General features: G+C 60.1%; 7 protein-coding genes and 1 pseudogene. 4 read left to right on the forward strand and 4 right to left on the reverse strand.

The features are described from left to right. Positions 1–393 precede the first annotated feature (393 nt). Together ACYZTR_RS14335 and ACYZTR_RS14340 are read left to right on the forward strand one after the other, a co-directional pair. Positions 394–2115 (forward strand): type I secretion system permease/ATPase, encoded by a 1722-nt coding sequence (locus ACYZTR_RS14335; protein WP_461971839.1) that lies wholly within the window; start codon positions 394–396, stop codon positions 2113–2115. Further along, positions 2108–3478: an HlyD family type I secretion periplasmic adaptor subunit gene (locus ACYZTR_RS14340; protein WP_461971841.1), complete on the forward strand. Its 1371-nt coding sequence runs from the start codon at positions 2108–2110 to the stop codon at positions 3476–3478. Before ACYZTR_RS14335 ends, ACYZTR_RS14340 begins: the two co-directional genes overlap by 8 nt. A 211-nt stretch (positions 3479–3689) precedes the next feature. On the opposite strand, the gene ACYZTR_RS14345 is transcribed toward ACYZTR_RS14340, so the two are convergent. Then, entirely contained in the window at positions 3690–9305 is a 5616-nt protein-coding gene (locus tag ACYZTR_RS14345; protein WP_461971842.1) for a putative Ig domain-containing protein, read from the reverse strand. A gap of 484 nt (positions 9306–9789) precedes the next feature. Continuing rightward, a complete protein-coding gene (locus ACYZTR_RS14350; protein ID WP_461971844.1) occupies positions 9790–9981 on the reverse strand; it encodes an acyl-CoA dehydrogenase C-terminal domain-containing protein in 192 nt (63 codons plus the stop codon). 26 nt (positions 9982–10007) lie between these two features. On the opposite strand from ACYZTR_RS14350, the gene ACYZTR_RS14355 reads away from it, so the two are divergent. Beyond that, positions 10008–10265: a hypothetical protein gene (locus tag ACYZTR_RS14355; protein ID WP_461971846.1), complete on the forward strand. Its 258-nt coding sequence runs from the start codon at positions 10008–10010 to the stop codon at positions 10263–10265. A gap of 507 nt (positions 10266–10772) precedes the next feature. Then, a complete protein-coding gene (locus tag ACYZTR_RS14360; protein ID WP_461971848.1) occupies positions 10773–10913 on the forward strand; it encodes a hypothetical protein in 141 nt (46 codons plus the stop codon). A 159-nt stretch (positions 10914–11072) separates the two neighbouring features. On the opposite strand, the pseudogene ACYZTR_RS14365 reads toward ACYZTR_RS14360, so the two are convergent. Together ACYZTR_RS14365 and ACYZTR_RS14370 are read right to left on the reverse strand one after the other, a co-directional pair. Beyond that, positions 11073–11228 (reverse strand): annotated as a pseudogene (locus ACYZTR_RS14365) (IS3 family transposase); the annotation flags it as partial. Positions 11229–11378: 150 nt separating this feature from the next. After that, entirely contained in the window at positions 11379–11720 is a 342-nt protein-coding gene (locus ACYZTR_RS14370; RefSeq protein WP_461971850.1) for a bestrophin-like domain, read from the reverse strand. Positions 11721–11737: the final 17 nt, after the last annotated feature.

The following is an 11737-nucleotide window of genomic DNA, read 5'->3' on the forward strand; positions in this document are numbered from 1 at the left end:
CCAGCGGCATGGCGTGAGTGACGAAGGGCGCCCATTCAAGCTCGCCATTCATCGCATCCTAGACCCTCTTCTGCAACAGGGGGCGGTGTGGGCCTCTGGAAGGGACGGGCGGACTCCAATGCATCATTTGACTTATGGGTAATGTTGAATGTTTATGAGATTTCGTGCCCCAGTCCGAATGAATGCGACATTCCCGCCCGTCACCCACATGAAACCCCAGCCCGTCGAACCAGCACTAACCCGTGGTTACGTTGTCAGTAATTGGCGGTAGCGACGTGGTCGTCTCTGATAGCGGCACGTCAGCCTACGTTTAGTGTTTCTCCAATGCCTTAGGGCAAAAGCTCGCGATGGATTGCGTCTTCGACCGACTATTCCTTTTGCGAGCGACACTCTATGGGTTTGCTTCTCGATCCGCGTCATGACATTGATGCCGCTTTATTAAGCTATCGCCGTGTGTTCTGGTCGTTGGCGCTGTTCAGTGGCGTGATCAACCTGCTGGTGCTGGTGCCGTCGCTCTACATGATGCAGGTGTACGACCGGGTCCTCACCAGCCGCAACGAAACCACTTTGTTCATGCTCACCTTGATCGCCCTGGGACTGTTCATGTTCAGCGCCCTGATCGAGTGGGCACGCGGCGAGGTGATGATTCGCATGAGCGCGGGGCTGGACGAGGCCTTGGGCGAGCGGATTTTCGACGCCGCCTTCGCCCGCAGCCTGCGTGAGCACAACGCCAATCCGGCGCAGGTGCTGACCGATCTGGCGACGCTACGGCAGTTGATCACCGGCCAGGGCCTGATCGCCTTGCTCGATGCGCCGTGGTTGCCCATTTTCGTGCTGGTGGCGTTCATCTTTCATCCCTGGTTCGGCGTGCTGACGCTGGTTCTGGCCCTGGTGCTGTTCGGCCTGGCGCTGTGGGGCGAGTTGGCGACTCGCACGCGTTTGGGCGAAGCCAATCGTCTGGGCGTGCAGTCGTCGATCTATGTAAACAGCACGTTACACAATGCCGAAGTCATCCAGGCCTTGGGCATGCTCGGGCCGTTGCGCCAGCGCTGGAGCCTGCTGCAGCAACGCATCATTGCCGCCCAGGCCCATGCCAGCGATCGCAGCGCGCGTATCACTTCGGCGACCCGTTTTGTGCGCATCTCCGGACAGTCGCTGGCCCTGGGCCTGGGGGCGTTGCTGGTGCTTGAAGGCCAATTGTCGGCGGGCATGATGATTGCAATGTCGCTGCTGCTGGGGCGTGCCCTGGCGCCCGTGGAAATCGCCATTGGCTCGTGGAAGCAATTCAACTCCGGCCGCCAGAGCTACCAGCGCCTGAGCCAACTGCTTGCCCAGCATCCGCGCGAGCGCCTGCGCATGCCTTTGCCACCGCCCACCGGCGCGGTGCGCCTGGAACAGGTGTATGTCGGCCCGCCCGGCGCTTCGCAACCGATCCTGCGGGGCGTTAATTTCAGCTTGGTCAAAGGTGATGTGCTCGCCGTCGTCGGCCCCAGCGCCAGCGGTAAATCAACGCTGGCCAGAGCGCTGGTCGGGGTATGGCCGGCCATGGGCGGGTCGGTGCGCCTGGACGACGCCGAGATCAGTCAATGGTCCCACGACGCCCTTGGCCCGCACCTTGGATACCTGCCGCAGGACATCGAGCTGTTCGACGGCAGTGTGGCCGACAACATTGCCCGCTTCGGCGAGCAGGACGCCGACAAGATCATCGCCGCCGGGCGTCACGCCGGCATTCACGAGATGATCCTGAAATTCCCCAAAGGTTACGACACGCCGCTGGGCCCCGGCGGGCTTGGCTTGTCCGGTGGACAAAAGCAACGCCTCGGTCTGGCTCGCGCGCTCTATGGGCGCCCGTCGCTGATCGTGCTCGATGAACCCAACTCCAACCTCGATGAAGCCGGAGAGCTGGCGCTGGTGCAGGCCATCAATGCGCTCAAGGCTGCTGGCAGCACCGTGGTGCTGATTACCCACCGGCCTAATGTGCTGGCGGTGGTCGATCACATCCTGGTGCTCAAGGACGGCACTCAACATGCATTCGGTCCAAGGGATCGGGTGCTCAAGGCATTGAGGCCGGGGCCAAGACCGGCCGCGGTCAGGGAGGCTGGCAGAGATGCGTGATCTGACCACAGAGGCACAAACGTACAACGAGCAGGGACTGAGTGTGCGCGGCACCACACTGCAGCCCCGCGCCAGTACCGACGCCGGGGGAGCCGCTCGCTATGGTGTGGCTTTCCTGGTCCTGACGCTGGGCGGCTTCCTGCTCTGGGCCTGTCTGGCGCCGCTCGACCAGGGTGTCGTGGGCAGCGGCACCGTGGTGGTGGCGGGCGAACGCAAGGCGGTGCAGTCGTTGGTCGGTGGGGTGGTGGAAAAACTGCTGGTCAGCGATGGCGACCGCGTCACCCAGGGACAGTTGCTGGTGCAGCTCAATACGGTGCAGGCACAGTCGCAACTGGACGTGACCCTGGGCAAGTTGCTCAACGATCGCAGCGTCGAGGCACGGTTGATTGCCGAGCGCCTGGGCTCAGCCGAGATCCAATGGCCCGCTGAACTGCTGGAACGCGCCGACGAGTCGCGGGTCAAGGCCTCCATGGCCTTGCAGAGCCAGTTGTTTCTGACCCGCCGCGCAGAACTGGGCAGCCGCTTGCAGATCATCGAACACGAAGCCGCGGCATTACAGCAGCAACTGCTCGGCTACGAAGGCGTCAAGCGTAACTACGATACGCAGATGCGCTTCCAACAGCAGGAGCTGGAAGGCCTGCGTAATTTGGCCCTTGAAGGCTACATTCCGCGCAACAAACTCTTCGAGGCCGAGCGCAACGCAGCCCAATTGGCCGGGCAGATTGCCTCCGGGGTGGGCGATGTCGGCAGGACCCGCCAAGCGATAAACGAAAGCCACCTCAAGGCCTTGCAGGCGCAGCAGGAATTTCGCCGCGATGCCGAAACCCAGCTCAGCGAGGTCTCTGCTGAGGCGGCAGGTTATGCCGATCAGATTCATGCCTTGCAGTTTGAAGTCGACAACGGTGCGATCCGTGCGCCGGCATCCGGGCAGGTCATGGACGTGAGCATTCATACGGTGGGAGGCGTTGCACAGGCCGGCCAAACCCTGATGCAGGTGGTGCCGATGGATGCGCCGATGGCGATCACCGCGCGTTTCGAGCCGCTGATGGCCAATAAGTTGCGCCCGGGTCTGCCGGTTCATGTGCATTTCACCGCGCTGCAACGGGTGGATACGCCGACCGTCACTGGCACGGTGACAACGGTGTCGGCGGACCAATTGATCAATGAACAGACGCACCAGCCGTACTTTTCCGCCAAGGTCGAAATTCCCGCCGATACCGTCGCCTCGCTGCAGGCCGTCGGCCTGCTGGTGCGCCCCGGTATGCTCGCCGATGTCACGGTGGTGACGGGGGAGCGCACCTTGATGAATTACCTGATGAAACCTTTGCGTGAACGCTTGCTTGCGGCCTTCAAAGAGGAATGAGCATGACCGACCGTTGCCGCTATCGCCGCGGGTGCTTGCGGGTTTGTGTACCTGCGGTGGTCGTTGATTTTCCCGGCACTGCAAATCCCCTGAGGGAGCGAGCTTGCTCCGGGCGGCGTTCCGACGATAGCGGTCGGTCAAACAGCTTCCTTGCTGAATGTACCGCCGTCATCGTCGGAACGCCGCCCGGAGCAGGCTCGCTCACATTAGGTCAGGCTGTGAAATCGCTGGCCTGCAGCTCCTTGACGCCCACCACTTCGAATTCGAACTCGGGGGTGGCGTCGGCGTTGACGCTGCCGTAGAGGATGCCATCGGCAAAGCGTATTTGGCCGGTGGCGTTGGTGGGGTCGAAGGCGTTGCTGCCGATGAACATGAAGGCGTCGAGGGTGGCGGTCAGCGGGTTGGCGTCCAGGCTGGTGAAATCCAGATGATCACCCTCGGTGGTCTTGAAACCGCTGATCACATCGCGCAAAGCCCCGACGCCCATGTCCGACAGCGCACCAAACGCGTAGGTGTCCGCGCCAGTGCCGCCGGTGAGGTTGTCGGTGCCTGCACCGCCGATCAGCCGATCATCGCCCGAACCTCCCACCAGCGTGTCGTTACCGGTACCACCGTTCAGGATGTTCGCGGCACTGTTGCCCGACAGACTGTCGGCGTAGGCGCTTCCCGTCACGTTTTCGAAGAATTTCAAGGTGTCGAGCCCCGAACCCGCGGTGTTTTGTTGTGCGGACGTCGAGAGGTTTACGCTAACCCCCGCCAAGGCACGCTCGAAGGACACCGTGTCATTGCCATCGCGCCCATCCAGCACGTTGTTGCCGGCACCGGCGAACAGCGTGTTATCCAGCGCGTTGCCCGTGCCATTGGCGGCGCCAGCGCTATCGATATACAGATGCTCGACGTTGTTGCCGAGGGTGTAGGCCGCCAGGCTGCTGTGCACGCTGTCGATCCCTCCGGGCACCGCATTGCTGTTGGTCTCGATCACGGTGTCGTCGGCGTTGTCGACATAGTAAGTGTCGTCGCCATCGCCGCCGCTCATGCTGTCGGCCCCTGCGGCACCATCGAGCACGTTGTCGGCGGCATTGCCGGTGATGAAGTTGCGCCGCTCATTGCCGGTGCCGTCGATCTCCGACACCCCGGTGAGCACCAGGTTCTCGAGATTGGCGCCCAGTGTCCAGCTGACCGAGGCTTGCACGGTATCGATCTGCGAGGTCGAGGTGTTGGTTTCCACCACACTGTCGGACGCGTTATCGACCACGTATGTGTCGTTGCCATCGCCACCGGTCATGGTGTCGGCGCCCAAGTCGCCATCCAGTGTGTCGTTGCCCGAGCTGCCCACCAGGGTATCCGCTTGATCAGTACCGGAAATCATCCCGCCTTGGTTCTGAGCGTTGTCGAAAATAGCCTGCACGCTGTTGTTGTCGTTGGGGTTGCCCTGGAAGCCAAGGTCATTGGCAATGTAATCGGCCAAACGCTGGCCGACGATTTCCGCCGATTCCTCATGCAAGTGCCAGACGTCGTCGGGATACACCAAAGGATCGACCTCATAGCGCAAGGGCAGGTCGGTGTAGTCCACCGCCAGCTTGACGTCGGCGCGCTCGGCGGCGATGGCTTCCTGGGCGGCGCGGACATAGCCAACCCCCTCGACGATGGAGGCAATCTTCTCTTCCGAATAACCACGGGCACGCGCCGCGTCCTGCTCGTAGTGACCGGTTTCCATCATGTACACGCTGAAGTTGCCGAACTGGGCATGCAGGTAGTCAAACACGTTCAGGGTAGCGGCCTTGTAGGCCGCTGCTGCCGCCGGTTTGTCCGTGGCACGGGCGATCTCCTGGGCGGCTTCCTCGCCCTGGCTCCAGATGATGCCCATGGTGACGTTATCGATGGATTTAAGTTCGGTGAGCTGGTCCTGCAGCAACGCCACGGCACGCAACAGCGCAGGCCCGGGTTGGTTGGTGTCGGTCAGCCACCAGCACAACTTGAGTTGCTCGGCGCCCAGGGTGGACAGGCCGTTGACCGTGCTGCCACCCACCGCGATGTCAATGCCATTGCCATCGGCGTCGGTGAACTGGCTGCGCACGTCATAGGTTGTGTAGCGGTCCAGGTCCTTGACCAGCATTGAGGTGCCGGATTGATCGTCGTCCTCCGTCATGCGCAGCAGGCGCGCATTGGATTGGCCGAGTGTGGGTAGGTAGAGGATGTCTTGCTGGGCTCGCTCGCCGAAAACGAAATCACTGGCGGTCAGGGTGTTGAGGTAATTGCCGTTGAGGGCGATTTCGAAGCGATTGCCGTCGGCGTCGGCCTCGGCGGATTTGATGTAGGTCTTGTCGCCGGCCGCGTTGAGCGTCATGTACAACGTGCCATTGCTGCCATCGCCGAGGCCGAGAAAGCCAAGGCCCGCAACATTGATCTTGTCGACACCCACGGTGAAGTCATAAACCGTGTCGGTGGCCGTGACACCGCCGGTGTCGTAGTCGCGGTAGCTGTCGAGTACGTTGGTGTAGCGGAAGGTGTCGGCACCGTCGCCGCCGTACAGCGAATCGCGTCCGGCGCCGCCGTCGACGATGTCCGCGCCGGTGCCGGCCTTGATGGTGTCGTTGCCACCGAGGCCGAGGATCAGGTCTGCGGCTGCCGTGCCGTTGAGGCTTTCGGCGTTGTTGGAGCCGGTGATGGTGTTGGCGGGCGCATCGGCCACCGCCAGGGCGAAGCTGTCGCTGACCGACGCACCTGAAGGATCGGTGGCCTTGACCAGTACGTTGTAATTGCCGGACGCCGTGCTGATCGGCGTGCCGGAGAACGTCAAACTGGTGGCATTGAAACTCAGCCAAACGGGCAGGGCGCTGCCGTCGGCGAGGGTCGCGGTGTAGGTCAGCGCATCCTGGTTGGCATCGGTGAAACTGTCGTGGGTTACGGTGTAGTTGAACGGCGTGCTTTCGGTGGCGTTCTGGTCGAGGAGGGGGATGGCCACCACCGGCGCTACATTGCTGGGGGTGTTTTGGTCGGCGAAGACGAAATGACTCGCCGTCAGGCTGTTCACCAGGTTGCCCGCCAGTGACACTTCGAAGCGGTTGCCGTTGGCGTCGACGGTGAGATCCTTGAGGTAGGTTCGGTTGCTCGAAGCGCTGTAGGTCATTTGCAGCGTGCCGTTCAGGCCATTACCCAGGCCCGTGTAGCCGATTGCCGAGACATCGATCTTGTCGGCAGCCACATCGAAATCGAGGATCTGGTCACTGGCACTGGTGGACCCGGTGCGGTAGCTGTCGAGTGTTGAGGTGTAGCGGAATACGTCGGAACCCGCGCCGCCGGTGAGTTTGTCCGCGCCGGTGCCGCCGACCAGAATGTCGTCGCCGGCGCCGCCATTAAGGGTGTCGTTACCGGCGCCACCGAACAGTTGTTCGTTGGCCGCGGTGCCCGTCAGCGTGTCGTTGTTCGGCGTGCCATTGATCACAGTGGGTGCGGCGGGTACGTCCTGTACGGCCAGGGTAAAGCTGTCGTTGACGGTTGCATTGCTGCCATCGGACGCGGTGACCTGTATTGAGTAAGTGCCCGATGCCGTGTCGCTTGGTGTGCCGCTGAAGGTGCGGGTGGCGGCGTCGAAGGTCAGCCAACCGGGCAGGGCGCTGCCATTGGCCAGTTTGGCGGTGTAACTGAGGCTCTCGTTATCCGGATCGGTAAAACTGGTGGCCGGCACCACGTAGCTGAACGGGGTGTTTTCAGTGGCGTTCTGATCCAGCAATGCCGTTGCCACCACCGGCGCATGGTTGACCGTTGGCGAAGTGGCAAAGACAAAATTGGCGCTGGTCAGCTTGTCGAGGTAATTGCCATCCAGCGCCACTTCAAAGCGGTTGCCATTGGCGTCGGCGGTCAGGGTCTTGATGTAAGTCTTGGTGCCGGCAGTGTTGAGCACCAGGTACACGGTGTTGTTTTTGCCGTCCCCCAGGCCGGTGAAACCCATGGCCGAGAGGTCGATCTTGTCGGCGGTGATATCGAAGTCGGTGATCAGGTCGCCAAGGTTGGCGCCGCCGGTGTTGTAGTTGCGATAACTGTCCAGGCGGTTGGAGAACACGAAAGTGTCCGCTCCGGTGCCACCGGTGAGGGTGTCCATGCCGACGCCGCCGTCAATTTTGTCGTCGCCCGCGCCGCCACTGAGGCTGTCGTTGCCTGCCAGGCCGAGCAGGGTGTCGGCCGAATCGCTACCCAACAGCGAGTCGCTGCCGCTGGTGCCGGTGACCACCCGATTGAAAATGAAGTTGCTGGCGGTCAGGGTGCCGGCCAAGTTGCCCGAGAGAATCAACTCAAAGCGATTGCCGCTGGCGTCGGCATCGTAGTCCTTGATGTAGGTGCGGTCGTTGCTGGCGCTGTAGCTGACCTGCAAGGTGCCGCCACGGCCATTGCCCAGGCCGGTGAAACCGAGGCCGGCGAGGTCGATCTTGTCCTGGGTGACGTCGAAGTCGGTAAGGGTGTCATCGAAGCTTGCGGTTGCGTTGCGGTAACTGTCGGACTGGGCGATGAAACGGAACGTATCGGCACCCGTGCCGCCGGTGAGTTTGTCGATGCCTGCACCGCCCACCAGAATGTCGCCACCGGCCCCGCCATTGATCGTGTCGTTGCCGGCTGCGCCATAGAAAATCTCGCTGGCGGCGCTGCCCAGCAGGGTGTCGTTGCCAGCCGTGCCTTGCACGGTGGTCATCGGCACCGTGGCGCTGACGTAGCTGCCGTCGCCATAGACCAGCGTGGCGCCCTTGCTGGTGTGGCTGATGGTGTTGCCGATGATGGCGTTGCGATCGGTGCCGTCTTCATTGCGCTCTGCAACACCGTAGGTCGACAGGTCGCTGCCGCTGATGATATTGCCCTGGATGAGGTTATCACTGCCGTTGAAGTACCTGCCGGACACGCCCAGGGTGTCGTCGTAGGACTGGATGATGATCTCGGGTACAGCGCCGCCCAGTGAGTTGTTGTTGAGCGTGTTGTCGATGACTTCGACGTGGTTGCTGCCGTAGACGCGTATCCCGGCGCTGGCGTTGTCATGGATATCGACGCCGCTGACGGTCACGTCGCTGGACAGTTTGATCAGCACGCCTTCGGCGCCGTTGCCGTACACCTCGCCACCGGTGATGGTGATGTTGCTGGGGGAGGGGATGTCCTCGCTGCCGCGCTGCACCACGATGCCATTGCCGCCATTGTTGTAGGCAACGTTGTTGGTGAGGGTGAAGTCGTGGGTACTGGTGACGACGTTGAAACCGTGGCGGTCATTGTCGTAGGCGACGTTGTTTTCGAAGGTGCTGTCGCTGAGGAAGTCAGCAACGAAGCCGTCCAGGCCATTGCCGTGGGACACGCTGTTCTTGATGACCATGTTGACGGTCTGCTCGTGGGGGTCGAAACCGTACCCGGAGCAATCCTTGATCTCGACGCTGTCGAGGGTGACGTTGGAGTCGTAGCCTTCTTCGCCGGGAATGTAGCCGTTGAACCAACCGTCAATCTTGCCGGTGGTATTGGCGCGGTTACCGTCGATGGTGAGGTTGCTGACGCCAAAGTCGTGGGTTTCTTCGCCATAGGCCGAGCGGATGACACCGGTGATCTTGGTGTCGGAGCCGTCAGCCACTTTGACGGTGGTTTCGCCCATGCCGTCGCCGTACAGGTAGACGTTGCTCTTGAGCATCAGGCAACCGTCGGAAGGTTCCTCACCGCCCGAAACGATATAAGTTCCGGTCGGCATATACACCTGCCCCCCGCCTGCGGCGGCCGCTGCATCAATCGCACTTTGTATCGCCGCCGTGTCGTCTGTGATGCCATCTCCTTTGGCGCCAAAATTTTGTACGTCGAAAATCATGAGCTTATCTCCGTATTAGGCTAGAACTCGCTAGACGCCAATATTCCATCGACGGCCACCGTGTTATGACCCAGCGGAGCGCAAAAGTTGTGACCGCATATCGGGGAAGTGTCAAAAAACCAGAGTTACTGATCAGTGGTTGTAGGGCGTATCAAAAAAGTAACGCTTTGTTGACGTTTGTCACAAACGCCTAAAAAAGTAAGCGTTCCGGGGACACACCTTCCGAACTGCGGCATTAAGAGCGATGGTGTCCGCGTATTTTAAGCGGACGCAATAGCCCTTAACGTCAGAATTTCCATGCGCCAACGAAGCTCCTACCTAAACCGTTCAAGGCCCAGGTTGTAGAGGAATGCCTGCAAACGGGCGCAACCCTATCCAGCGTTGGGCGACTGCACGCACGCTCCCGTGCATTTCGAAGATCGATATCCCGTGTGAGATGACGGTCCCATTCCAACGTCCTGCTCTCCCCAAAGTCGAGTGAATTTCAGAACTGCGCTTCATCCAGTTGGTACAACGTATTGCTCCCGGCACGGATGCAGGCTTCCAGGCTGTAGATGCGCGGCAATAAGCGGCTGAAGAAAAACCCCGCGGTAGTCTGTTTAGCTTGGTAGAACGACGCCGATTGGGCGCTGTTGGTTCCAGCCGCCTGGGCCAATCCAGGGCAAGCTACTGCCATTTCTGCAACCCATTCAGTTAAGCGCCATGACCCTGGCGCGTAATGTGCTGGGTGGCAATGAGGAAGTAAAGTTCCCGGCGATGCTGGTGAAGGTCAAGACTCCGGAAATGCCGCTGCACCTGGCCGGAGAAACCAGCCGTAAGGACTTGCAATGGCAGATCAGCCTTGAGTCACAGGGGCTGATAGCCAGAGGTCTGGACATGGCAGGGCAGCTACGGGCGTTCGTCGTTAGTGAAGACCAAATGAAGCAGGCCTTTACATTGCTGCGTCAACTCGCGTTGTAAATCAAATAGGCAGAGCTCAACCGGATCGCCCAATCGGGCTGAGCGTGTTGTTCTGCTTAGACTTAATGTCGATGCCAAGGCCGCAATCTGCCAGATCGGCTTTGATCAACTGACGGTAGAGGTGCACTTTTCGACGTTGGCGTCGGGACGCATCATGAGCGGCTGGCTCCAGAAACAGATTGGGAGCACAGCATCAGGCTTCAACTGGCGGCTTTGAATGTGTGGGTGATGGATCGCTTACGAAAGGACGTAAGCGATCCATGAACCCCAAAACAAACCAGGCGCGTGGATACGGTAGAAACCCTAGTTGAGAAAAACTGTTTGTCGTCAATTGACATGGCAATGGTGCCACCCCGGTGAGGTGAGAAGGCCGGCTGATGGGTGTCACGTTTTTCATCCTTTGAAATCGGCTGCGACAGGTTGTGTTTGATCTATCGTCGGTTGAGGTAATTTGTTGAAAGGAAGGGTCGAACTACGCTTAACGTTCTACAGAGGGGGATATGCGTCATGAGCGAAGATCGAGTTTGTTGCGCTATCGGTGACTCCGCAATGACCTGGGTAAAGGCCGATCACGCCCAGGATGCCATCGCCGAGATTGAAATGGCCCAGGCTGACATTGCGCGCCTGCCGCTGTTTTCGACGCAATAGCTGAGGGGCGGCTGAAGCCTGACCAGATCGAGAAGGTAAATAATCAAGGCTTTAACGTTCAAGGCCCGCATTGAGGGCCCTGGTTATTTGGAGTTAAAAAGGGATCGGCAGGGGGAAGGCCATGGCATTCAGATGGCTCAGGAAGAGAAACTGTAGTGGTCAACTAATCCCGGACACGACGTTAAGTTTTTCTTCGGCCCGAGCTGGCGCCAGCCCATCGTTGAATTGATGGGGCCGAATCCAGTTGTACCGATGCATCAGGAACTGGCTGATATCGCGTTGAGCTTCTTGAGCAGTCCTGTAGCCCGTGGGTGGGTGTAGTAACTTGAGCGATTGATTTCAAACACCTTGCACAGCCAATCAACCGGTTCATGGACGCTCAGCTGATTGATCGTAAGCGATCCACCGTGCCCACATTCAAAGCCGCCAAGTCATGAAGGGCGCGCTTTTTTAAACGCAAAGCGCCTACTGCACCTCTGCAAGCGCCCTGCGGAATGGTGCATCCGAAACCTGAATCGGGCCGCCAAAAGGAACATTCATGTCCAGCACAAGATAAACAGAGCCGGCTATGAGTAAAGCCGATATGGTGAACATTCCCACAACCATCGGGTTTCTCGGAGCCCGGTATCCAAAACTGGCATAAATGAGTGTCATCCATGCCACCAGCATGCCGATCAGCGGGCCTGGAATGGCACCTTCAGACTGCTCAACGATCCTCCAGCGCTGTTCGATCAGAGAGTGGTATTGCTGGCGTACGTCCAGCATCATGGTCTCGTGAAAGCGATCAGCGGGTTTGATGGCGGTCAATGCCCCCCCCCGATCGC

Source organism: Pseudomonas sp. Hz4 (genome assembly GCF_054898165.1).

Bases quoted from the DNA above. Each gene is read 5' to 3' on its own strand.
- ACYZTR_RS14335 (WP_461971839.1), top strand. From the start codon at position 394: ATGGGTTTGCTTCTCGATCCGCGTCATGACATTGATGCCGCTTTATTA.
- ACYZTR_RS14340 (WP_461971841.1), top strand. From the start codon at position 2,108: ATGCGTGATCTGACCACAGAGGCACAAACGTACAACGAGCAGGGACTG.
- ACYZTR_RS14345 (WP_461971842.1), bottom strand. From the start codon at position 9,305: ATGATTTTCGACGTACAAAATTTTGGCGCCAAAGGAGATGGCATCACA.
- ACYZTR_RS14350 (WP_461971844.1), bottom strand. From the start codon at position 9,981: ATGGCAGTAGCTTGCCCTGGATTGGCCCAGGCGGCTGGAACCAACAGC.
- ACYZTR_RS14355 (WP_461971846.1), top strand. From the start codon at position 10,008: ATGACCCTGGCGCGTAATGTGCTGGGTGGCAATGAGGAAGTAAAGTTC.
- ACYZTR_RS14360 (WP_461971848.1), top strand. From the start codon at position 10,773: ATGAGCGAAGATCGAGTTTGTTGCGCTATCGGTGACTCCGCAATGACC.